Raw genomic sequence first — 25,629 nt, forward strand, 5'->3', positions numbered from 1 at the left:
GCATACACCCCCAATTATCTTCACAAACACCCCTCTCATATATATGGAAGGATATAAGACGTAAGAGTGAAAAAACAGCAGAAAAATGACAGACATTCTCCATCTTTACTCCATTTTATCAAACAGACAAAGCAATTTAAGATAATTATCAGGTTATTACTGGAAGATGATTACGCTCTATCTTCCTGCAGTATCGAAAAACCAATAGAGAAGGATAGAGAGTTCCAAAGAACAATGAAAGAGTAGTAAAAGCTAAGGCCACACTCACACTTCCCTATCAGAGAGAAGCAACATACAATGCATCTGGTACAGCTGAGCATTTATCTCTGTACCCCATTTTTCATACGCTCTTCCTCTACGCTCGTTATTATCTGACCAGCAAATCCATCTTCTGCTCATACTAGAAACATCTACAACAAACTAGAGAGGCTCTTTAGCAATCTGTTATAATACCATTCCCCATCGAGACTCTTCAATTTTAAGACAAACAATCCCCTAGCAACTATTGCAAGTTGCTAGGGGATTATATTTTAATTATAGTGTCGTTAAATGCTTACTTCTTCAAATATATTCTACACTGATTATCAATGATTATATCCGTATAGTACAAATAAGGAGCACTATAAGCCTCCTTAAAGATAGGAATTAATAATCATCGAAAACAATCCAAGCTCTCAGTTTGCCAACTGTATCTATCGTTTGTTCTGTATTACTATTGTAGTTGCAAAGGTACTGAGATTTTTTGACCTGCAAATTACTCTTGGCTCAAATTACTTTCTTTTACGCAAATACGTTCATTGGATTATCCACAATCTCAATAGCAGAAAGGAAAATGATGTCATTTTCCTGTTCATGTTCGAAGTATTTATAAGCATTCTCATGATATGTCAAGAATATCGTTTTAACAGAGTATTCGGCATCGACTTCAGGAACATAGAGTTTAAACATATCAATATTATCCTTACACCACACATCTCTTTCAATGACATGGGAAAGTTCTTTAGACACAATTTTCCGGTTCTGCTGTATCAATTCGTATGCTGTTCTACTCTCCGAGAATTTTTTTGCCTCTATACAAACAATCTGCTTTGTTTTTTTATTTATAAGGAGAACATCAATATCTCCAAATTGTTTAGTGGCATTGAGAGGTTTGCCTGGCATAATCTCAACCTCGGAATCCACATATAAATGGTCAAGAGACAGACTTTTATATAATTTCTTTACATTTATAGTGAACTCATGACCTTTTTCATTATTTACCTTTGATACAAGAGCCTGCATTTCTAGGGTAGTATTAACCACAGTTCCATTATTCAAACGTTCAACTCGAATCATCCAACTCTCACAAAGTGTTTTAGTTGAATAATAGATGTAGCCATCAAAGAGTATCCAGGGCCGTGCTGTAACTTGTACTGGACGATTAAATCTCTGAACCCATTTGTCACTAAACTTAAGATCACCATTATTGAGATCCTCCCTAAGGACAAAGTTAGCCTTAAATGCTTTAGCATTCTCTTCATCAAAAATGCCATTACAAACCGTTTCAAAGAACTCCTTCTCTGATACTACCATTACAGGTTTCTTATTATAGCTGGCATAATCAATAGATGCCGTTAGAACTTTACAATACGTCTCAAATGAGATGCCGAATTGCGCTTTATAAGCCTTTATAAATATTTCATCATTTTTATCGATGGAGGATGTTGGCATCAGATTATGTAATTTTGTGTACAATTCTGGATTACTCATAGACAACTCTCTCAGCCTATAAAAATAGGAGTTTAGTTTATCAATCATAGGCTTTGGCATAACAAGTCTTCCATTTTTGAGAATTGTCAACTCTGAACCTTTTATTTTTTCTCCTAATTGATCCATATATACACCCATTTTCAAACTAAAGTGCATAAGGGCAAACAGGCGATCCAGCTTCTCTAATCTAGGTTTTCCTCCAGTATTGTGAATACCATTCAGAACAATGGTTTCAATCATACCTTGTGTTAATGTATTCATCTCAGAATATTCATTGACATAATCAAGCTGATTATCAAATGTCGCATCTAAAAAAGAATAGGCCTTGCTTAATGACTCATACCTTCGTTGTGTCAGCTTCGACCAATAGATCATGGCATGATGGAGTTCGAGAAGACTTGTAAGAAGTTGTTTTGTATCCATTTCTGCCAACAGTTTTTGTACATCAGCAAGGATATAATCAGATACCCGAATCATGATTTTCTTTGACTCTGCAAAATCAAAAATTTGTTCAGTCCCCTTCATGTTTAGGAAATCAGCAACCTCAGAAAGAACTTTGTCACAGTATCGGGAATTGACGTAATAGCATGAGTCAATACCATCCTTCTCGTCAATAATAGTTATATTTTCACTCTTGCCAACCTGAATAAATCTACCTGGTGCAGAATCAAACAATTGCATACCAACGTCCAATAATGACTCGTTAGAAGAGAATCCACAATCTTTAATTGCTTTGAAAAATTGGCCTACTAACTCTCTCTCCAAAGTAGTTGCATCCGAACTCATTATTTTTTCTGGTACACAAAATACCATAGTATTGTCATTTGCCTTTTTCCACTCGTAATCACTAATAGGCAAAATACGTAATTCTACATGGAGAGTCCGACTAATACTATCTATGCATAGCTTTTTCTCTACAGTAAACATCCAATTCATTAAGGCAATGGTTGCCTCTTTACCAAATATGCGATGCTCCTCTTTGCATTCTATGTGAATCCATAAATTATAGTTTTGCAACTCAATCATAAGAAGGCCCTTCACCATCATGTATGGAGCGTAGATAGGTATCTGCTTTGGTATGTCAGCATAGTGCTTGACCATCACATAGCTACTTTGCGGTGCATATTGTACTATATGCGCATCCTGGCCGCACAAATATTTCTCACGCATTGATAGAGCGTAACCTATTTCCACGACCATGATATCTGGCATTTCATCCCGATAGAATGTATAATTATTAGAACAGTAGTACGCAAATCTATCAATTTCCTGGGTAAGAAGAGCAAAGTTTTGATCCAATTTATCTTGATCATAATAATATAGATTCAGCAGATTCATCCTACTCTGGCTCATGACGATTTTCAGTTCTTCAACCGAAAAATAAGTTATATCACGACCAATAGTCATAAAGAGACCTTCCTCTGCCATCTCTTGTGTGACCAAGAATGTAAATATGGTTATATGTGGGTAGGCTTTATTTATTGCAGTCTCTGAATCCTTGACCGCTTGATCCAGTTTTGTTCTCTTATCTGCTAAGACAATTCCAATATTTGCAACCTTATCTTCATCAAAACGGAACCAAAGAAAAGGTGTGTCTTGATAATTATTTTGTCCTATAAATGATCCATGACCATTTTGCAAGAGAAATCCAATTTCTTGAATCATCTCTTTTTCTATTAATGAAAGAAACGTTTTCTTGCCTAGTTCCTTTACAAGAATGCCATAGCACAGTCTGTAAGCTAGCTTTAAGAGATTAGCCGGGAACATAACCAAATATTCTCCGTTATCAAGTTTTAGGAATGGGTGCAATTCGAACGTATCACTATACCCTAATTGAGAGAATTCTTTTATGTATTCTTTCTTTTTCAGGCATAACAACAATGGCTGCAGATGCTTTTCCTCAACTTGGTATTTTGCCAAGATAGAGTTTACCTCAACTTTGCTAAAACAGGTACAGGATTCATACTTGCCATATTCTTGGTAGTTTGAGGTATAAACTGATTCTGCATTGTATTTTCCACATACATTACGGGCATAGTTGAATTTATCTGCTATTCCATTGGAAATTTCCAATATTGCATAAACAATTGCCAACTTACTTCGATCAATCTTTTCCTTATGAGCCAAAAACAATAACTGGCTGAGAAGATACTTATAAGTCAAATTGAACGCAGAAAATATCTTGTAAGAACCAATCGGAGTATTTACAGTTTCAACAAACAATCTCTCTTGTGGATCTTCTAACTGAGGATTGCCATACTCAAGAAATCTATCAATGTGGCTCCAATCATACTTTCTTCTTCTCCACATCAAATATGCTTCGACCAATGCCATTTCCAACCTATAAGAGAAACTGGAATTTTCCTGTAACACAGACAAATAGGAGAGATACTTAAGTACCTTCTCTCTCTTCAAGTTATGATAGAATTTATTTTTCATTATAGTACTATTCATTTAACTACAAAATAGTAAGTTATATACCTAACTTTTCTATTGCATCATTTATAATATAAGAATTCGCAATGACATATTCATCAAACAAGTCCATTATTTTGTTCATTGCGTCCAAATTATCCTCTTCTTTCATTTGCTTATATATGCCTAATAAAAGTTTCACATTTTTTTCTCTAAGATAAAAATCATTAGCCTGTAAGAAGTCATGTGCTTTTATATACATGTAGCAATCTAATGGTAGCATATTAGCACATTTTTCTAGGTATTTAATCTGAGAAAAACGTTCCCTATACGTTGTATTATTCCAATTCTTTGTAATCTTCTTAAATAGATTAAATTCTTCTACAGGTAGGTCATCTATATGATATTCATATGATTTTACAATCTCTTCTCTATTATCAGCTATATGATATAGCACAATATCATTTGCTGTTTCCCTATAACAAGGTTCAGAAATATTTTTTAAAGAAAGTCTTACCATCAGCGCTATGATTTTTTCATCATTCAACGACAAAATTTTATTAAGGTTTTGCTTACATACATTCCTTATGTCTTTATGGTATAATCCATAAAAGAATATCTGAGTTAATATCTCATGGCATCTATTATCTTTCATAAGATCTGCAATGTATGTATGCACAGAATCTGTTTTAAAATAATAATATGATTGTATTACATCTGCTCTCACCATTAGCCCATAGGCTCCACAACCAGATAAATAAATAGAGAATAATTTATCAGTTAGCACTTCATCATAATATTCCTTATAGTATATGTAATATAAAACCTCTAAGCACAATTCTGTTGCTAAGTCCTTATATAGTAGGTTTAAAAGATTATAGATCTGGGTACGACGGGTGGATAACGCACAAATAGAAATAAGGATCTTCAATGCACAACCTTGGAAACTGTTAATAGCAACATTCAACTTGTGTTGTATAATATCAGCTAAGCTTTTAATATGCTGCTCTTCTTGATCGTCTTTTAAAAGTAATGGCTGCTTTATTGCTTGTATAAGTATCGGTATCAAATCATCTATCACACCATTTTCTTCCTTAGTATAGTTCATAGCAAGTTGTTCAAAAGTATATGCGTTATTTTTAATATAGTCCACTTTCATATACCTTTGGAACAATGGGACTAACTCTTTTTTATTAGTTCCACCTAAAAATAATCCTAATAATCCTGCTTCTTGGTACATAGATTTGATATTTGGATTATCATGTAAAGAGAAGATAAATTTCTTATACTTTTCTGGAGAATTCTCTACACATTTAGTAAATGCTTCTGCATGTGCTCTTAAACTAATTGGTGAAAAATTGCCTTTGCGGAAAGTAATTCGTTCATCTAATTTACCAAAAGAGGATAGCCAATTATCGGGAGAGAAATGATTATAAACTTCTTGCGTTGTTATACCTCCACAAATGGATGCAGCGGTTACATGGTGGTTAGGTTTCTCATTGACATATACACATTTGAATCGCCGACAAAGTTCTTGCTTATATCGCTTAGCTTCTTTCGTCAATGTAGATTCTAAAATAGTACAACATAGTAACTGCCATTTATGCCAGCCAAGATAAGGTAGCACAAGTTTATTGTCACTTCTATCACTATGTATGTTGTCTCTTTTTGACCTATATTTCAAAATATACCCCTGATATTTTACTTGTTCTTCATGCGAAACTGATAGATACCATTTAGATAGAGCTTCTAAAAAATAATATCTCACATCATTAAATTCAATAAACTTATCTAATTCTTCGTTATGCGAGACTAAATTCTTTATATATCTATCAAAAAGAGTTGGTTTTGCAGCAATTACCTTGAAAGACAAAATAAATGCATACTCCTCCTCTAGAGATAATAATTTTTCCACCATAGAGGTATCAAAATCTTGCTCACCAATATATTGTATAAGGAGATTTCCTAACCAGTCAAAAAACTTTTCTGCATAATCAGACATATAGTTACTAAAAATCTCATTTGTCGAATACCACTGATAGCTTTGTTTTCTTGTTTTGGAAACTATTTGTACAAAACAATCGTATGCTATCATCAAAAAATCTTTCGGATATTCTTTGTAGAATCTTTCACATATCTGTTCAAACAACTCGTAATCGTAATGCGACTTATGCTTATTGTTATTAAGAAAGTAGTAGTTAATGAGAAGTTCCTTCGTCTCTTCCAAAGCAAAATTCAGATTGGTATCAATTGCATCCATGACACAACTTGCCAAATCGAAATTGGGTTTTACTTTTAAGTTAATGTAACTTTCTCTTACTTTCTCATTGGAATAATCATTATGATTTCGCAACATCCACATCGTTATATTCTCTTTAGTAGAACTGTCCTTTATTGTCTCTACCATGTCATAAATGTCGTTGGGAAATTTCGAGGCATAATTCGAAAACAAAATTCGCAGAGGGTCAAAATAATCGTTTTCGGTGGTAAGGTCAGCCACTAAAGGTTGTATCAAGTCCTTTATTGTCGGGAACCATAAAGGATTCGCAGTTGTCGAAAGGAAATAAATAAATAATTGGTGACTGAGTTTGGGCAATTTCTTAATGATATCAATCTCGAACTTATATATAGCATCACTATATGAGAGTATAGAAAGAGCCAGTTGTTTCAGATGCAAACGAATATCATCAGAGAATATTATTGTATTAATATCTTTTTTATACAAAGAGTCAGAATGTGCCCTCTCAAAGTCTAAGAAAATTTTAATTGAGGAACGTATCTCTAATCCTTGAAATTGTTTTTTCAATTCAGTAATAAAAGACTTCTTATTTGATGCATAATACCTTGCAAGTACATAATCGTAAAAACTTTGATGAAAGAACGAGATTCTTTTATTGTCATACTTTACGATGCACTCGCTTGCTAAATACCTTGTCGCATTATTGTTTCCAACCGTTATTAACCATGTTGGAGTTAAAGTTTCCGCTTCTTGAACAGACTTTGCAATTTCAAACATGACACCTTCCAAATTACTATAAGACGTATGTTCGCTTGCATAATTTATCAATGACAACCACAAGGCATCATATAACTCCATGTAGTTTTGATAATTGTATTCTCTAACATTGCCAGAGTCATATAACCTACAAAAGACATCTAGATATTGGGCAGTTTTTAGTATCGTAATTGTTTGGGATGTTAATTTACAATAAAGACCAGGATCTAATTTGTTAATAACACACTCAACATCCTTATCATCCAATCTATTCACCTCAATAGCAGTGCTATGCTCTTTTAATTGACTTAATGATGGGTCATATTCTAAATCATACTTCCTACAAGACACTATTATTCTTATGTCTTTGCTATACTCCTTTTTCCATGCAGCAATTACATTCAAGAGTATATTTAGCTTATCTCTATCGTTAGATAAATATTGGGATAATGCATCTATTTGGTCTATAATAAAAACAACTCTCTTATGCTCAGATACTAATAAATCCAGTGAAGCATGTAATCTCGCCAAAGAAAAATCAGAAGTTTCATTTTCTGTAATGTTGTAATAATCTGCCTTAATCGTCAGACACTTAATTCCTGTTGCGGTAAGTTTATCCAGTAAATCCTTAATGATAACAGTTTTCCCGACTCCTGCATTTCCAACCAAAAGTTTTAATTGACAATCTTTAGATGTCAAATCGCCTTGTATCCAATCAAATAATAGATCTGTTTCTTTTCTAGCTATATGAGATTCTTTTAATCCATAAAATGTAGTCGTTATTCCTTCAAAAGATTTCAGGTTTACATCTAAAAAATCTAATAGTTTTGACTTCTCATCTTTTAATGATAACATTTGCTCATGGTATAATGTTTCCCATAAATCAATGACCGAGTCAACATTATTTTCTGTAAGATTTTCATTGTCTTTAAAATAATACCTGTAAGTCTGTTGAATATTTTCTGAGTTAGCAATTTGACTTTCAACAAATACTCTGTCAATATACTTCCAATAAACGATATCGTTGTTAGTATCACAAGTGATAAACAAAACAACTTCTCCTTTCATTCTATGGGCATACGCAAGAAGCGATGTCGGGATGTCATAACAGACACCCTTTTCACTAATAGCGTTGTTATTATAATGCTTTATCTGCACTGTAACTTTTGCGACAATTGTATCATCGACATCCAAAATACTAATATACCCATCTGTATTTGCTTCTGTTCCACCTTCTTCAATGTTAGAAGTGTCAACCCTTTTATCTTCTAAGATTTTCCGTAGTAGCCGAACAGATTTTTCATCCAAACGTTTTGAAGCCCAAGATGATTTATTGGGCTGTAAACTCAGATCTTTCATTTAAGTTGCTCTTTACTCAATTCCTTATCTACAAACACTATCAATTACTTTGGATTAACCTGCAAGATCTCTGCTATCTGAAATAGCAATTCTAGGATTGGCTGTCGACGATTGCAAACGTAGGAGTTCACAATAGTGAAACTCTTACCGAGTTTCTCTGCAAGCCATGTTTGCTTAATCCCTTTCTCGATAAGCACCTCTTTAATTCTATTAGTTGGACTTTCCATAAATATCATCTGATTGTTTGCAAATATAGTAAATTTTCTTGTATAAAATATTTAATAAGAGGGGAAATTCCCCTCTTATTAAAGTTTATGTGTTCAACACTATTTACTCTTCTTATTTTGCAGGTTATTCTGCATCAAACTATCTGCCTTTTACTTCAATTCCATGTCGTAATCATCGGCTTTTTTCTTGATTAGCTTGATAATCTTTTCATTGCGATGAATGTCTAACACATCGCTGAGGCATAGGATTTCCTTTGGGCTGCAACCTCCTCATACTCTGATGATACGGAATTTCAAGGCATCATCCTTGTATTGCTGTTTACTTTGCCACAAGAAGTAATTGCCAACCAAAGAAACAAAACAGAGGACAGAAACTGTAACCGCATCGGTAAAGATTCACAACGACTTGATTTCTAAGTATTGCTTTCTTGTGCCGTTTGGAAGTTTACCGGACAGCAGTAAAAACAAAAATAGCAGTAAGTTATTATCTTACTGCTATTTACTATTTGTTTGATGCTCTTTTGTGAGCGGAATTACTTCACTTCTTCAAAGTCAGCATCTTGGATGTCTTCTTTGCCGTCTTGTTGAGCACCTTGTTGTGCACCACCTTGGGCAAAGTCAGCAGCACCAGGTTGAGCACCGCCACCAGCTTGAGCGTAAAGCTCTTGAGTAGCAGCATTCAAAGCAGCAGTAGCTGCATCAATAGCCGCAACGTCTTGCGCCTTGTGCGCTTCCTTCAATTGGTTGAGCGCAGCTTCTACCTTGCCCTTCACCTCAGCGGGGAGCTTATCACCATTTTCAGAGAGCATATTCTCCGTTTGGAAAATCATGCTGTCAGCTTGGTTGATCTTTTGGATGCGTTCAGCCTCAGCCTTATCCGCAGCAGCGTTAGCCTCAGCTTCAGCCTTCATGCGGTCGATTTCCTCTTGAGAGAGGTTAGAAGAAGCCTCGATGCGGATGCTTTGTTCCTTACCAGTAGCCTTATCCTTCGCGCTCACGTTGAGAATACCGTTAGCGTCGATGTCGAAAGTAACTTCGATTTGAGGTACACCACGGCGAGCAGGAGCGATACCAGCGAGGTTGAAACGGCCGATGCTCTTATTTTGAGCAGCCATAGTGCGTTCACCTTGGAGCACGTGGATGGTCACTTCGGGTTGGTTGTCCTCAGCAGTAGAGAAAGTCTGGCTACGCTTGCAAGGAATCGTAGTGTTAGCCTCTACGAGCTTAGTCATCACGCCACCGAGCGTTTCGATACCCATAGAAAGAGGAGTAACATCAAGGAGCACGATGTCAGATACACCACTTTCCTTGTTGAGGATAGCACCTTGGATAGCAGCACCCACAGCCACCACTTCGTCAGGGTTCACGCCCTTAGAAGGAGCCTTACCGAAGAAGTTTTGCACAAGTTCTTGCACAGCAGGGATACGGCTAGAACCACCTACGAGGATAACCTCATCGATTTCGTTCTTCTCGAGACCAGCATCGCGGAGCGCGTTTTGGCAAGGCACGAGACAAGCTTGGATAAGACCGTGAGCCAATTGTTCAAATTTCGCACGAGTGAGGGTCTTCACCAAGTGCTTAGGCACACCACCTACGGGCATGATATAAGGAAGGTTGATTTCGGTAGAAGCAGAGCTAGAGAGTTCAATCTTTGCCTTCTCAGCAGCTTCCTTCAAACGCTGCATTGCCATGGGGTCGGCAGTGAGGTCAGCACCTTCGTCGTTCTTAAATTCTTGTACCAACCAGTCGATGATCACTTGGTCGAAGTCGTCACCACCGAGGTGAGTATCACCGTTTGTAGAGAGCACTTCAAACACACCGCCACCAAACTCGAGAATAGAGATATCGAAAGTACCGCCACCAAGGTCAAACACTGCAATCTTCATGTCCTTGTTAGCCTTGTCCACACCATAAGCAAGTGCAGCAGCCGTTGGTTCATTTACGATACGCTTCACTTCGAGGCCAGCGATTTGACCAGCTTCCTTGGTAGCTTGACGTTGTGAGTCAGAGAAGTAAGCAGGCACGGTGATAACTGCTTCTGTAACTTCTTGTCCGAGGTAATCTTCTGCGGTCTTCTTCATCTTCTGAAGGATCATCGCAGAGATTTCTTGTGGAGTGTAGTTACGACCATCGATAGCCACGCGTGGAAGACCACCATCGTTCACCACCTTATAAGGCATGCGACCAATTTCCTTGTCCACTTGACTGAAGTTTTCACCCATGAAACGCTTGATGGAGTACACCGTGCGCTCGGGATTGGTGATGGCTTGACGCTTAGCAGGATCGCCCACCTTACGTTCACCATCGCCAACAAAAGCTACGATAGAAGGAGTGGTGCGCTTACCTTCGCTGTTAGCGATAACCACAGGTTCGTTACCTTCAAATACGGAAACACAAGAGTTGGTGGTTCCGAGGTCAATACCAATAATTTTTCCCATAATAGTATATTCTTTTTTTTTGTTATTCAATGTGAGTTACAGCCTCTTGCAGCGCATTACCCTCGAGAAGAGGAAATAGGGCATAGCGTAAATCCTTTTAGAATCATCCATGCTTGCGTTGAGGAAGCGTTACGCCCCTCTTATTGCAAGCCGTGTGCCAAAAAGAAAATGCCATTCTCATCATTTTTCTCTCTGACAACTTGTCAGAAAAAATGTCATATTCATCGTTTTCACGTCGCATTCTATACCATCTCTGCTATTTCTAAGCTATACCAATGCTTTGTTTGATTCGTACTTTCCCTACTATTTGACACACCTAGCAGACAAGATAGACCTTGAAGGCACAAACTAAAAGGGAAAGGAGAAGTACTCGTTTGCATTATAGTTTGTTTTGTTTGCCCATGTGGTGCATAGTCCGTAACTTTGCGCGCACATTATATATATATATACGTCGCGGCTACGGCCAACGCCAACCCATATTGTCTGGGTGACTTACGCAATGTTCAACTGCACACCACCCTTGTCTTGACGCACCGCTGCCCACATTTCTGCTCAATACCTATGTCCTATACGATAGCACAAGTTGCAAAAATCATTGGCGCATCCCTTGATGACGCAAGGGATTACGATACCGCTGCGCTCAACACACAGATTGACTGGTTGCTCACCGACAGTCGCTCGCTTGCCTTCCCCGAAACTTCACTTTTCTTCGCTCTTCGCACAGCCACTGGCGACGGACACCGCTACATCTCTGCGCTTCTTCAGCGTGGAGTTCGCAATTTTGTGGTCAATGATGACTATAATCTCGCTACTCTTACGGCAGACTCTGCACATCCTCTCGCAGCCGATGCCCATTTTCTACGTGTGAAATCACCACTTCACGCTTTACAGCAGTTGGCCACTGCCCACCGAGCACAATTCTCTCTGCCCGTTGTTGGCATCACAGGCTCGAATGGCAAGACGATAGTCAAAGAATGGCTCTATCAGCTCCTATGCCCATCCGAACAAGTAACACGTTCTCCTCGATCTTTCAATTCACAGATAGGAGTTCCCCTCTCGGTATGGTTGCTCAATGCGCAAAGCCGCATCGGCATCTTCGAGGCAGGCATCAGCCGTAAGGGCGAAATGGCAAAACTGCGCGACATCATCCAGCCCACCATTGGACTGATCACCAATATCGGCGCAGCCCACGAAGCCAACTTCTCCAGTATGGAGGAGAAATGCGCGGAAAAATTGCAACTCTTCACCCATTGCGAAGCCTTGGTCTATTGTGCTGACGACATCCTCATCGGAACTACGCTCGACAAAATGGGATTTGAGGGCAAGCGCATCACATGGTCGAAAAAAGGTAAGCCGGCACAATATCACTTCTCCACCCACGTTCTCTCCGACAGTACTGAGATATCCTTCCAGCTTGCAGAGATTTCGGAAGATGGTTCCTACGTTTTCAGTCAGAATCAAGAGAGTGTCCAATTTTTCATCCCTTTCACTGACGAAGCCTCCATTGAAAATGCCATTCATACGGCTGTTGTAGGACTAGAACTGGGCGTTACCCCCATACAACTTGCTGCGCGGATGCCCCAACTTCAGTCTGTGGCCATGCGCCTAGAGGTAAAACCCGGTGTACGAGGCTTAACCCTCATCGATGATGCCTACAATGCCGACCTCACCTCGCTCGACATTGCACTCGATTTCCTGCATCGCCGCAAAGAAGCCCACCACAAGTCTGTGCTTGTGCTAAGTGATTTCCAACAAACGGGCATGCCAGCAGCTGAACTCTACCAACGCGTAGCCACACTCATCGCCTCGCGCCCTGTAGACATGGTCATTGGCATTGGGCATGAAGTGAAACGCCTGCAAGGACTGCTGGATTGTCGAATGGAATGCTTCGACAACACCGATGCTTTTCTAGCTAGTTCCTGTCTTGCTTCTTTGTCAGATGCTGTGGTGCTCCTCAAGGGCGCACGCGAATTTGCCTTTGAGCGCATCGCTGATGAGCTCCAATTGAAGGTACACGAAACTACTTTGGAAATCAATCTCTCTGCCCTTGCAGACAATGTGCGCTTCTATCGTTCTCATCTTCAACCAGGAGTAAAACTCACTTGTATGATTAAAGCCGGAGCCTATGGTTGCGGCAGTGTGGAAGTAGCTAGAACCTTACAAGACCTTGGTGTAGATTATCTTGCGGTCGCTGTAGCAGACGAGGGAGCAGAACTGAGAAAAGCGGGCATCACTGCTGGAATCTTGGTGATGAATCCCGAGATGAGCGCGCTCCACACGCTGTTTAAGTATCGGCTTGAACCCGAAGTCTACAATTTCCGTCTACTCGATGCCCTCATCGCAGCAGCGCGACATGAAGGCATCACACAATATCCCGTGCATATTAAGCTCGATACGGGGATGTGTCGCCTTGGTTTCAATCCAGAGCACGACATTCCTGCTCTCATCGAGCGTTTCCGCCACCAACAAGCCCTGCGACCTCGTTCGGTGTTCTCGCACTTTGTGGGAAGCGACAGCCCAGACTTCGACGATTTTTCCGCACAACAGTTTTCGCGCTTCGACCGTGCATCACTCGAACTCCAAGCGGCGTTTCCCTTTCACATCATGCGCCACATCTGCAACTCCGCAGGTATAGAGCGTTTCCCCGAACGACAACTCGATATGTGCCGTTTGGGACTAGGGCTCTACGGCATTGATCCCATCGACAATCGCACCCTCGAGCACGTGGCAACCTTGCGCACCACGATTCTTCAGATTCGCGAAGTCGCCACTGGCACCAGTGTGGGCTATAGTCGGAAGACCATCGTGCAACGCCCTTCTCGCATTGCGGCCATTCCCATCGGTTATGCCGACGGCTTAGACAGACACCTTGGCAATGGACGAGGCTACTGCTGGGTCAACGGACACCCTGCCCCATATATGGGAAATATCTGCATGGATGTCTGCATGATCGACGTGACCGACGTGCCTTGTCGCGAAGGGGACTCCGTAGAAATCTTTGGCGAGCACCTGCCGGCTGCACGTCTCGCCGAATGGCTAGACACCATTCCCTATGAAATTCTCACATCGGTCAGTGATCGTGTGAAAAGGGTCTTCTTTGAATAAAGCTCTCCTCTGTTACTGCTACTCAGTGATCTGGACACTACAGCTCTTTTCCCACACATTATATATTAAGATGTTGCGACATCATCTTCAGAGTTTGCCGTGATATATCCATTTTCTACCACCCTATTTTTTCCTACTTGGATTCATCCCTACCCATATATGGGGTAGCTATCCTACCAAGAGGACGCCTATCGTCCCCCCTTCCACGACATCCAAACACAACCACTATTTTCTCAACGCTAACACGCTCACATGGTCTTTTCTGATCTCTTTTTTCTCTTCGTTTTTCTCCCTAGTTGTGCCATTCTCTACCTATTGGCTGGGCTGATTGACAGAAGATCCTTGCAGCCTAATGGACGTCCAACAAATACTATCAAGAATGCCGTGCTCGTGCTTTTCTCACTCATTTTTTATGCGTGGGGAGAACCTGTCTATGTATTTCTCATGTTGGGCTGTGTCCTTTGGAACTATCTCGGTGGACTTGCCTTAACCCACTTTTTCAATCATCGACGTCTTACTCTATTCTTCGGAGTCATGGGCAATTTAGCCATACTTGGCACGTTCAAATATGCAGGTCTTGTGGCAGACACGTTGACAAGTTGGGGCATACCAGTGGCGAATCCCCATATAGCCCTTCCCATCGGTGTGAGTTTCTACACCTTTCAGTCCATGTCCTACCTCATCGACGTGTATCGACGTGAGAGTCCCGTACAGAAATCTTTTGGCAACCTTTTGCTCTACGTGTCAATGTTCCCTCAATTAGTCGCAGGCCCTATCGTGCGCTACAGCACAGTGGCAGCGCAAATCCAAGACCGCCGCGTCACTGCCCACGATTTTGCCGAGGGTGTCTATCGTTTCCTCATTGGACTGGGCAAGAAAGTGATTCTCGCCAACCAATTCTCCGAAATCGTTTCGCAGTTCTTAGGAGGAAATCTCCAACATCTCACCACCTCTGGGGCGTGGTTGGGCATCTTGGCTTTTACATTCCAAATTTATTTCGATTTCTCTGGCTACAGCGACATGGCAATTGGCATGGGACGTTGCCTAGGTTTTCACTTCAACGAAAACTTTTCTCATCCCTACATTAGCCGAAGCATCACCGAATTTTGGCGCAGATGGCACATCTCCTTGGGGAGCTTCTTCCGCGACTACGTCTACATTCCCCTCGGTGGCAATCGTCGCCACCAATCTCTCAACATTTTAGCGGTGTGGTTCCTGACAGGACTTTGGCACGGTGCGAGTTGGAACTTCGTCCTCTGGGGCATGTATTTTGGTTTCATCGTGATGTTGGAGAAATACACCCTACTTCGCTTCATCCATCGCGTGCCACGCGTGTTGCTCCATGTCTATAGTCTGCTGCTCATCGTGGTGGGTTGGGGCATTTTCTACTTCGACGATTTCACTCGCCTCGGACAGTTCTTCCACACCCTTGTGGGAGGAGCGAGCGAACTGCACAGTTTCATCACCACAGGTGCTGTGTTCGACCATTTTTGGTTGTGGATAGCTGCTATCCTCTTGAGCATGCCGCTTCGTCATGGCGCACAATGGCTCACGGCTCGTGCGTTGGGTGGCGAATCATCAAGCGCCTATGCCGTGGTTTCCTCCCTCGGCAGAGTGGCACTCTCCGTGGGCATCCTCGCCCTCTCCGTGGCGTTGCTCGTAGGCGCTACGAACAATGCGTTCATCTACACCCGATTTTAAGCTGATAGCCTCTTTTCCACCTTTGACTTTCCTTTTCTCATGCGATATCCTCGTTTTTATCTCCTCATCGTTGGGCTAGTTTTTGCTGCTTTTGCTGTGGTCTTCGACACTTTCCCTCGCAGCACTTTCTCTCCTCTTGAGAAGCGCGACCTAGCCACCTTTCCTTCCTTCACGATGGATCGCCTACTCTCTGGCGCATTCACCAAAGATGTGTCCACTTGGTTCAGCGATAGCGAGCCTTACCGCGACCATTTCATGCAAATGAGCATGGAGACAAAACATGCACTCTCCTTCAATCGCGGGGAAGAAAATGTGACGTTCCATGCTGCTACTCCCGACGCTTCAGAACTGACGTCCAACGATGCGGTTGCCCAATCTCACGACCCTGAGATGCAGCAGTATGAAAACCACACTGCCGACGAGAATGCCAAGATTTCCAACGCAGGTATCATCGTCACTGGTTCGGGAAAAAATGTGCGCGCTCTCATGGCTTTCGGTGGCAGTAGCAAGGGGTGTGTGGGATATGCCCAGGCTTGCAATCTCTATCAACAAACTTTTGGCAAGGCGGTTCAAGTGTATTGCTTGCTCATCCCAACGGCGGTGGAATACTATTGTCCAGAACAGGCGAAACGTATCTCGCGCCCTCAATATCCTACGATTCGTAGCACCTATGCTCTGCTTGATCCTGCTGTGAAATCCGTAGATGCTTACACGCCTCTGGGACAACACGCGCAAGAAGACATTTATCTCCGCACCGACCATCACTGGGCTCCCCTCGGCGGCTACTACGCTGCAGAAGCCTTTGCCAAGACTGCGGGCGTGCCTTTCAAAGACCTCTCGCACTATGAGCGCAAAGTGGTGCGCAACTATGTGGGAAGTATGTACGGATATGCCAAAGATGTGGCCATCAAAAACGCTCCCGAAGACTTTGTCTACTACGTTCCTAAAGGCATCACCTACACGACCACCTACACAGACTATCAAGTGGACAAAAACTATCGCGTCACTGCCGAAGGAAAACCGCACAGCGGGGCGTTCTTCCAGCACTACCGCGATGGACACCCTGGAGCTTATTGCACCTTTATGGGAAGTGACCAACGTCTCACCGTGGTGCGCACCTCGACTCCCTCAAAACGCCGCCTGCTCATCTTGAAAGACAGCTTCGGAAATGCCATTCCTGGCTATCTCTTCTTCAGCTTTGGCGAAATCCACGTGGTAGATTCCCGCTATTTCCTCAAGAATATGAAGGACTATGTGGCGCAAAACAAGATTACGGACATCCTTTTTGCCAATAACATCTTCAAGGCATATTCTCCCAATATCTATAAGTCTTATCTGCGCTTCCTATCGCAACACGGAGTGGCTCCCACTGCCGCACCTGTAACCACAGAGAAGAGTGCGCCTAAAACGGACAAACCTGCCTCGACTTCCCCAGAGAAGAGCTTAGAAAAAGCTACACAACCAACCGCAGAAGGCGCTAGTGCTCATAGTGAGCCTGCTGCTGCCGCCACGGAATAGGATTTCTCTCTCGAGAACTGATACCTCCCACAGCAGTATTCCCCTTACTTGGTGTGGTAGTTCTGTCTTTTCTATAATACTCATTTGTGAGTATTGCCTATTTTCTCGGGGTCCCGTAACTTTGCTTTGCAAAATCAGCAATTCATTTTAAGACTTATTCTCTAGATTTACTTGAGAAAATCATCCATGATGAAGAAATTCGCCTTTAGTCTTTGGGTTGCTCTCGCGCTTCCTCTCGCAATGCAAGCACAACGTGCCGTACGTTGGACCGTAGGTGTCACCACACCTATTGTCAGCAGTGCGCCAACCGCTTTCCAATTCTTGGGATTCTCAGTCAAAGCATCCTATGAAAAATTCAAGAATGTGGAATTGGGTTTGGCTATTTCGATGGAGGCGCACACTCGGGGCATACAATATTATCATTATTATTCCTCCACCTTTGGTGCTCAACTCGGAGCTCCCAACGAAGAACGCGTAACAGCCTCTTCAGTGTTGGCTTCTATCAATGGAACCTATCGCTGGCAACCCGAAAAGACTGTTTCTCCTCTTGCTGGTGTGACCGTAGGTGTGTCTAACGATTCCTATGGTAATCATAATTTCAGTAACGACCAGAGCACATGGAACGCATTTGTGGCTCCACATGTGGGTTTGATGCTATGGCGACACCTCGACGTGCGCTTCTCCTACTACGTTGCTCCCAATGGTTTCAACCGTGGAATGCTCTCAATAGGCTATAAATTTCAAAGGTAGCTACTGTGAAATATCCTATCTAGTGGGAGATTTCACCACATGTTCTCCCTCACTCCATGCAGTACTCCCCGAGTTTTGTTCGTTATTAAACAGAACTCGGGGAGTCTATCGTTAGAAGAGTCAAGACGTACCTTCAAAGTCGAATCCATAGGTATGCCCATGGGCCGAATAAACGATCCGATACTACAGAAGCTTCGCGAACCTAGAAGAAGCATAAACAATGGCATGACCTTCTTTCTCTCCTAATGTTCTTGCCCAATAACACAAAAAATTAATGGGACCTCCACTAATTAGTGGTGTCCCATTAACCAACACAAAAACTAAACTAGACTTAACTAAACTATTTTCTCGTTATCATCACGACAACTACTTAGTGCAAATTTAGGGGATTTGCGGTAATTGACCAAGTTTTTTTGGAATAAACCGAACTTTTGTCTCTGATTTTAACATAAAGAACCGCAACCACCGCCGACAAAACAGCAAAACGTAGTCCTACAAAGAAGTTTTCTTCCGTGAGAACCAGTCATTACTGAGCAGTGCGCTACGACCTTTGCTTAGTCAAAGCGCGACAATCGCTGTGCCAAATAGGCATCAGCCAGCGTGAGAGCTGCCATAGCTTCGACAATAGGCACAGCACGTGGAAGCACACAAGCATCATGTCGACCACGTGCATCAAGGGTAGTGGCTTCCCCTGCAAGGTTTATGGTGCTTTGAGGTTGGAGGATTGTTGCCACTGGTTTGAAGGCCACGCGGAAAACGATGTCTTGGCCATTGGATATGCCGCCCTGAATGCCGCCACTATGGTTGGTCGCAGTAGTGAATCCAGGAAGAAAAGCATCATTTTGTTCTGATCCTCGCCAAGAACTTCCAGCAAATCCTAATCCATATTCAAAGCCCTTAACTGCATTGATGCTGAGCATTGCAGCTCCTAGGCGAGCATGGAGCTTGCCAAAAGCTGGGTCGCCCCACCCCGCTGGGACTCCTTGGACCACACACTCTATGACTCCACCGATGGTGTCGCCTTCTTGCTTCACCTCCATGATGAGAGCTGCCATCTTTTCTGCCATCTGTGCATCAGCACAACGCACTGGATTACGCTCAATCTCTGAGAAGTCTAACTGGTGATAGTCTGTATCCAGCACAAGATGCCCTACTTGTCGTGTCCATGCTGTAATTTGTACACCCAAAGCTCGCAAGAGAAGTTTGGCCAAAGCCCCACCCACCATACGAGCTATCGTTTCGCGGGCAGAACTTCTACCACCTCCGCGATAATCTCTCACACCATATTTCGCGTGATAGGTGTAGTCGGCATGCGAAGGACGGAAGAGTTCGCGCATGTTCTCGTAGTCCTTGGAGTGCTGATTGCGATTGCGCACAATAAATCCAATGGGACAGCCTGTGCTTTTGCCCTCAAACACGCCAGAAAGCAGTTCGACCTCATCGTCTTCCTTGCGAGAAGTGGTGAGTCGACTCTGACCAGGTTTGCGACGTTGCAATTCGTACTGGATGAAATCTTCATCAATAGCAATGCCTGCTGGGAAGCCGTCGAGTACGCCTCCAATGGCGGAACCATGGCTCTCCCCAAAAGTGGTGAGACGAAGGAGTTGTCCGAATGTATTCATTTAGACCTTAGAGATTAGATGTTAGAAGTTAGAGACTCATACATCCCTTTGTTATTGCCACGACAAGCATGGTTTTGCGAAAACTGTAAGAGAAACAAGAGCGAGACCAGGAAACGTGAAAAACACGAGCACCGAGAGCGACCAAAATACCTATAAAGTTTCACTTCTAAAAACTGCAAGTCGGACTTTGCGGAACGTATCCGTGAAGTCCGACTTGTGGAGTTTTCATCATAGAAAGCCGAGATATCTGCTTAGGTCTCTGAGCACCTTTTCACAAAGAGTCCCTCAAAGTAGAGCAACGTAACGACTCTCTCGTTCGCAAAACAGATTTAATGCTTGTGCCCGCCGCAAGCGCAACCTTCTTCGCCGTGTTCGTGATGGTGGTGTCCGCCACAACCACAACCGTCTTCGCCGTGTTCGTGATGGTGATGTCCGCCACAACCGCAACCACCTTCACCATGTTCGTGGTCATGATCGCAACCACAGCCGCAACCTTCACCAGACATCATGTTGAGAGTGCCTTGGATTTCTTCATTGGTAGCCTCACGTGCTTTTACCACAGTGCCTTTATAGTGCAGTGTTTTGCCAGCCAATGGATGATTCAAGTCGAGAACCACGAGGTCTTCTTTGACTTCGAGCACAAGACCATCGAAGCGGAAGCCATCTTCATTGACGAGTGGGAGCACAGCTCCTGGATAAATGGTATCGGTGTCAAAGCGACCATTCACAACGAAGGTTTGTTTGGGCACTTCAATCACATGTTCTTCCTCGTAAGGGCCATAGGCTTCCTCTACACTCAGCGAAAACTCGAAAGTATCGCCTTCGTTGAGGTGCGCCACTTGACTTTCAAAGGATTCCAAAGCCATGCCCAGGCCAGAAATAAACTGAAATGGGTGCTCCACTGGGGCTTCTTCAACGATTTCGCGGATGCCTGCTTCATTGTCTGTGAAGAGTTGATAGGAAACAGCAATATAACGATTGGACATCTTGGGTGCGTTAGTTGTGTCTTGTAGGTTATTCATATTGTAAAATGTTGTTGCTATATATATGGATATTATAGATAAAATAAAACTAAAGGGAGACAAGCACAAAGATCTTGCGAAAGCTACGCAAGAAGATAGGCGGAAATGCGCTCAAAGCATGCAAAGGCAGTGCAAGAATCTTGCAAAAACTGCACAAAGGGCTTGCGAAGACTGCGCAAGATGATTGGAGGAAACTCGCTATCTCATGGATAAAATCTTATGAGAATTAGTATTCTAGAGACTATGGATAGGAAAATCCAATCAGGCACCATGGACAGAGAGAGACAAATCTACAGCACTTCTAAGCGAAGATTCACGGCCAACTGCCTAAATGCCTCATTCTTTTTGAGCATCTCTTGGTAAATCTCACGAGGAGAAAAGGCGCGAGGTTTAACATTCACCGCAGTGTTCACCACGAAGTTCACCACAATGTCATCATTGCGTAAGCCCTGACGAAGATATTGTGTGAGAGCAGGCAGCACCTGACGAAGATAGTTGGCCGCTGCTGAGTTTTCCACCATCGCTTCTACCAAACAATTCTCCTTCAACTCGGGGAGCATGATTTTCAGACGCCCAGATTCAGCTCCTTGCTTGGGAGGAAGTTCATTGGCAAATCGCAACCATTGATAGCGCAATTGCTCTAGCGTGAAGGGTTCGTGGCGTTTCTCAGCAGGGGTTACAGGACTCTGCTGGCCAGCAAGGCCTGCTGCGGTGGCTTCATTGGCTGAAGCATCAGCATTCTGAGCTTGAGTGGCCTGACTACGACGAGTGAGCGACACCGTTTGTAAGCGACTTCTATTGAATTGGCTCTGAGCAGAGGCGTATGCTCCTGCGCTCGGCTGAGCATTTGCTGCGGGAGTCGAAGCAGAAGGTTGGAGCGCAGCGGGAGAACTTTGGCCGCCTGCTGAAGGCAGAGGCGAGGACGCGGGGGAAGCAGGCACGGTGCCAGAAGGCATCGCGGACGAAACTTGAGGAGCAGCCGAGGGTTGAACCTGGCGATGCTGAGCTGCACTTACCGCAGTGGTAGGCGCAAGCTGGAAAATGGGGAGGAGGCACTTTTTAGGGCGACGCCCAGACCCAACAGCTTCATCTTCTTGCAAAATCTGAGCCACTTGAATGAGTGTCAATTCGACTAATAGACGCTTATTGGGCGCAGCACGATAGGCCATGTCGCAGTCGTTGCAGAGTTTCAAGGCACGATAGAGGAAACGCGGTGAACAACGCTGCGCTTGTTCTGCGTATTGTTGGCGCACCGTCTCAGCGACTTCTAGCAAAGGCAGGGTTTGCGCATCACGACTCACTAAGAGATCGCGGAAATGCGCGGCGAGTCCGCTCATGAAATGCCCACCTTCAAAACCTTTAGACAGGATTTCGTTGAGCTTCATCATCGATTCTGGTATCTCACCTTTGAGCAAATGGTCGGTAACGGCGAAATAATAATCATAGTCCAGCACGTTGAGGTTGTCAATCGTGGCTTGGTAGGTGATATTTCCTCCTGTAAATGAGGCCACCTGGTCAAAGATGGAGAGTGCATCTCTCATTCCACCATCGGCTTTTCTCGCTATGACATTGAGCGCAGCCTCTTCATATTGGATGCCTTCTTGGTCGGCCACGTGCTGAAGATGGCGCACAGTGTCGCCCACTTCCATGCGGTTGAAGTCATAAATCTGACAGCGCGAGAGAATCGTGGGAAGAATCTTATGTTTCTCCGTAGTGGCGAGAATAAAAATGGCGTGCGCAGGCGGCTCTTCCAAAGTTTTGAGAAAAGCATTGAAAGCGGCTTGCGAAAGCATGTGTACCTCGTCGATGATAAACACTTTATAACGTCCCACTTGTGGGGGTATCTGCACCTGATCTATGAGTTCTCGGATGTCATCTACAGAGTTGTTAGAGGCGGCATCAAGTTCATGGATGTTGTAAGAGCGACCTTCATTGAAGGCCACACAACTTTCACAATGATCACAGGCTTCTCCGCTCTCATTAGGTGTGAGACAGTTGATGGTTTTAGCAAAGATGCGCGCCGAAGTAGTCTTACCCACGCCACGAGGTCCGCAGAAAAGATAGGCATGCGCCAATTTTCCTGTTGCAATCGCGTTCTTTAGCGTAGTGGTAAGTGCACTCTGTCCCACCACACTATTGAAGTTGGTGGGACGATATTTGCGAGCCGAAACAATGTAGTCTGACATAACGTGCTAAGTTTGCCACAAAGTTACGATTTTCCTATGGATAAATCAACACGATAGGGCGATGAACCCATGTCCATCGCCCTATTTTTTAGCTTATCCTATACAAAGGAGTGTCTCCTAAAGACTGATTTCTGAAATGAAGTATTGAGAATAAGGGGTCTATCATTAATGTAAATCCCTTCTAGGAAATCAAGTTAGGCCTCAGTAGCTTCTTTGAATTCTTCCTCAACCTCCTTTTGTCTACCGAGATATTCAGGAAGATTCATACCAGCTTGTTCGAAGAGATCAGAGAGAGGAGGCACAGACTTGAGCAGACCACTGAGGAAATTGGCTGTGCTTCCCTTGCCGTCAGCAGCTTGTCCGCCATTGTCCCAAACCGTCACCTTGTCGATGTTGATGCCCTTGATAGCTTCTACTTGAGTACGCACGAGTTCTGGAAGCTTTTCGAGGAGTAAGAGAGTGTAAGCCTTGGTAGCATCGCCACCGGCAGCCTGAATCATCTTGTCATAACCCTGAGCTTGGCGAGTGAGAATCTCATAAAGCCCCTTAGCCTCAGCCTCCATCTTAGCAAAAATAGCATCAGCTTCACCACGCGCTTGTACACGCTTCTGTTCTGCTTCGGCTTCTGCCTCAATCACCACGCGCGTCTTCTCCACTTCTTGTGCCACAATCACGTTGGCCTGTTGAGAAGCGCGCTCGCGTTCAGCACGAGCCAATTCCGCTTCACGCTCTGCAGAGTAGGCTTCTTCCAAGGCTTTTGCCTGCGCCACCTTTTCCGCAGCGATGGCTCTACGACCGGCTTCAGCCTCTTTCTCACGGCGCAACGCATCAGAATTGGCAATGGCCACCTTAGCTTCGTTTTCTCCGGCAATCGCTTTGGCGTTTGCTTCAGAAGTGCGGATACGCGTTTCTTTCTGAGCCTCAGCACGACCGATTTCACCAATCTTTTCTTGTTCGGCCACGCTTACTTTGGCTTCGTTAATTGCTTTAGCCGCAGCTTCTTTACCCAATGCTTCGATGTAACCACTCTCATCTTTAATGTCGGTCACATTGACGTTGATGAGCTTGAGTCCTATTTTCTTAAGCTCTATCTCCACATTGGTCATAATATTCTCTTGGAACTTGTCACGGTCGCTGTTGAGTTCTTCAATCGACATGGAGGCTATCACCAAACGCAACTGACCAAAGAGGATATCACGCGCCATCTCTTGGATGTCATTGGGCGAGAGTCCTAGCAAACGCTCAGCTGCGTTGTTCATAGACTCGCCTTCTGTGGAGATACCCACGGTGAATCGGCAAGGCACGTCGACACGGATGTTCTGGCGAGACAGAGCATTGGTGAGGTTTGCCTCAATAGAGATGGGCGTAAGACTGAGATAGGCATAGTCTTGCACAATGGGCCAAACAAAAGCACCGCCACCATGCACACATTTTGCCGAACCGCCATTGGAGGTTGTACCATAAATGACGAGAATCTTGTCGGAAGGACAACGGCGATAGCGGTTGAGTAAAGCAGCAAGAAGCACGAAGCCTGCCAGAACCCCAATAATGGGAAGAAGTAAAGGTTCCATATTATAAAACTTTTGATATTAGATATCGGATATAAACTCAAGGGGACATCCTAGTATCTTCTTTTCAGATAGACTCACAACAAGGCATAACCCAGAAGAAAACAAGGAAAGTATAGCGTCTTATTGCTACGTTCTTTGCACACGTACGGTGGCATCATCAATGGCCTCCACGATGCGCACTTTTGCTCCCGTAGGAATGTCCTCTTCGCTGGCATTGAAGGCTTGAAGTTCATGGAGAGAACCCTCGTAGCTCACCATCACCTTACCGCTTTTATCGGCATCGGCAGGAATGCGAAGGTAGACATCTGCTGTGTAGCCCACTATTTTGTCGGCATGAAATGTATTGTCTTGCGAAAGGGTCAGCACTTGCTTGAGCAAAAACCAAGCACCCAGCATGAAGAGCGCGCCTACTCCTAAGGAAATCAAAGCTACAATCCACCCGTTTTCAAAGAAAGGAGCCAAAATCACTCCACTCCATCCAAAACCAAGCAGGAAGCAAGATACGGTTTTGACCGAAACAAGGGCCAAACCATCGACATCAAATGCCACGTCTCCGCCACCAAAGTCTGCATCGGTGTCGAAGCCGACAAAGAGCATGATGGTTTGTATGGTAAAAACTAAACTTGCTAAAATGGCAATACCCCAATAGATGTAATACATGGGGGCTTGAAGAAACTGTTCCCAAAGGGACATGTCGGTAGTCATCATGGTGTTTACTAATGATATTATACCACGAATTTACAGACTCTTACGGAAATTTCCAAATCTAAAAGCTATTTTTTGAAACCTCTAGCCATAAAAGAGCACTATTCTTGATGGATCATCCATGATGACAGGGGAAAAATATAGGGAAAGCTTTCTATTTTCTGGATGAGAAAACCACTAATATCTAATGTTTTTTTGACTTATGGGCAAAAAAAATGGGATACCACTGTATCCCAACCTTGTTAACCTTAAATCTAATACTATGA

13 protein-coding genes and 1 pseudogene are annotated in these 25,629 nt (G+C 43.3%); 4 read left to right on the top strand and 10 right to left on the bottom strand.

Features of this window, described 5'->3' with window-relative positions; all coding sequences use genetic code 11:
- Nucleotides 1-780: 780 nt before the first annotated feature.
- The 5 genes and pseudogenes from HMPREF9999_RS00860 to dnaK all read right to left on the bottom strand — a co-directional run bounded on the left by HMPREF9999_RS00860 (nucleotide 781) and on the right by dnaK (nucleotide 11,183).
- Nucleotides 781-4,083 (bottom strand): hypothetical protein, encoded by a 3,303-nt coding sequence (locus HMPREF9999_RS00860; RefSeq protein WP_232301265.1) that lies wholly within the window; start codon nucleotides 4,081-4,083, stop codon nucleotides 781-783.
- 139 nt (nucleotides 4,084-4,222) lie between these two features.
- Complete coding sequence (locus HMPREF9999_RS00865; RefSeq protein WP_009436370.1) at nucleotides 4,223-8,518, bottom strand: AAA family ATPase; 4,296 nt, start codon at nucleotides 8,516-8,518, stop codon at nucleotides 4,223-4,225.
- 44 nt (nucleotides 8,519-8,562) lie between these two features.
- A complete protein-coding gene (locus HMPREF9999_RS00870) occupies nucleotides 8,563-8,745 on the bottom strand; it encodes a helix-turn-helix domain-containing protein (protein WP_044062836.1) in 183 nt (60 codons plus the stop codon).
- 150 nt (nucleotides 8,746-8,895) lie between these two features.
- Nucleotides 8,896-9,129: pseudogene (locus HMPREF9999_RS10130) on the bottom strand (hypothetical protein); the annotation flags it as partial.
- A gap of 149 nt (nucleotides 9,130-9,278) precedes the next feature.
- Nucleotides 9,279-11,183 (bottom strand): molecular chaperone DnaK, encoded by a 1,905-nt coding sequence (dnaK, locus tag HMPREF9999_RS00875; protein ID WP_009436372.1) that lies wholly within the window; start codon nucleotides 11,181-11,183, stop codon nucleotides 9,279-9,281.
- A gap of 561 nt (nucleotides 11,184-11,744) precedes the next feature.
- Between dnaK and HMPREF9999_RS00880 the strand changes: the two genes are divergently transcribed.
- The 4 genes from HMPREF9999_RS00880 to HMPREF9999_RS00895 all read left to right on the top strand — a co-directional run bounded on the left by HMPREF9999_RS00880 (nucleotide 11,745) and on the right by HMPREF9999_RS00895 (nucleotide 18,257).
- Entirely contained in the window at nucleotides 11,745-14,288 is a 2,544-nt protein-coding gene (locus HMPREF9999_RS00880; RefSeq protein ID WP_009436375.1) for a bifunctional UDP-N-acetylmuramoyl-tripeptide:D-alanyl-D-alanine ligase/alanine racemase, read from the top strand.
- A 252-nt stretch (nucleotides 14,289-14,540) separates the two neighbouring features.
- The gene (locus HMPREF9999_RS00885; RefSeq protein WP_009436376.1) at nucleotides 14,541-15,989 is read left to right on the top strand and encodes an MBOAT family O-acyltransferase; all 1,449 of its coding nucleotides are present in this window, start codon (nucleotides 14,541-14,543) and stop codon (nucleotides 15,987-15,989) included.
- A gap of 39 nt (nucleotides 15,990-16,028) precedes the next feature.
- On the top strand, nucleotides 16,029-17,507 hold the full coding sequence (locus HMPREF9999_RS00890) for a DHHW family protein (protein WP_009436377.1): 1,479 nt from the start codon (nucleotides 16,029-16,031) through the stop codon (nucleotides 17,505-17,507).
- Nucleotides 17,508-17,693: 186 nt separating this feature from the next.
- Complete coding sequence (locus HMPREF9999_RS00895) at nucleotides 17,694-18,257, top strand: outer membrane beta-barrel protein (protein WP_009436378.1); 564 nt, start codon at nucleotides 17,694-17,696, stop codon at nucleotides 18,255-18,257.
- Between the two features lie 554 nt (nucleotides 18,258-18,811).
- Here HMPREF9999_RS00895 and aroC read toward each other — a convergent pair.
- The 5 genes from aroC to HMPREF9999_RS00920 all read right to left on the bottom strand — a co-directional run bounded on the left by aroC (nucleotide 18,812) and on the right by HMPREF9999_RS00920 (nucleotide 25,366).
- Entirely contained in the window at nucleotides 18,812-19,879 is a 1,068-nt protein-coding gene (gene aroC, locus HMPREF9999_RS00900; protein WP_009751939.1) for a chorismate synthase, read from the bottom strand.
- A gap of 329 nt (nucleotides 19,880-20,208) precedes the next feature.
- Nucleotides 20,209-20,901, bottom strand: coding sequence for a peptidylprolyl isomerase (locus HMPREF9999_RS00905; RefSeq protein WP_232301266.1), 693 nt, complete (start codon nucleotides 20,899-20,901; stop codon nucleotides 20,209-20,211).
- A 290-nt stretch (nucleotides 20,902-21,191) separates the two neighbouring features.
- Entirely contained in the window at nucleotides 21,192-23,087 is a 1,896-nt protein-coding gene (locus tag HMPREF9999_RS00910) for a DNA polymerase III subunit gamma/tau (protein WP_009751942.1), read from the bottom strand.
- Between the two features lie 194 nt (nucleotides 23,088-23,281).
- On the bottom strand, nucleotides 23,282-24,658 hold the full coding sequence (locus HMPREF9999_RS00915) for a flotillin family protein (protein ID WP_009751943.1): 1,377 nt from the start codon (nucleotides 24,656-24,658) through the stop codon (nucleotides 23,282-23,284).
- Nucleotides 24,659-24,784: 126 nt separating this feature from the next.
- Nucleotides 24,785-25,366 (bottom strand): hypothetical protein, encoded by a 582-nt coding sequence (locus HMPREF9999_RS00920; RefSeq protein ID WP_009751944.1) that lies wholly within the window; start codon nucleotides 25,364-25,366, stop codon nucleotides 24,785-24,787.
- Nucleotides 25,367-25,629: the final 263 nt, after the last annotated feature.

It is taken from the genome of Alloprevotella sp. oral taxon 473 str. F0040 (genome assembly GCF_000318095.2).
GTDB lineage: Bacteria > Bacteroidota > Bacteroidia > Bacteroidales > Bacteroidaceae > Alloprevotella.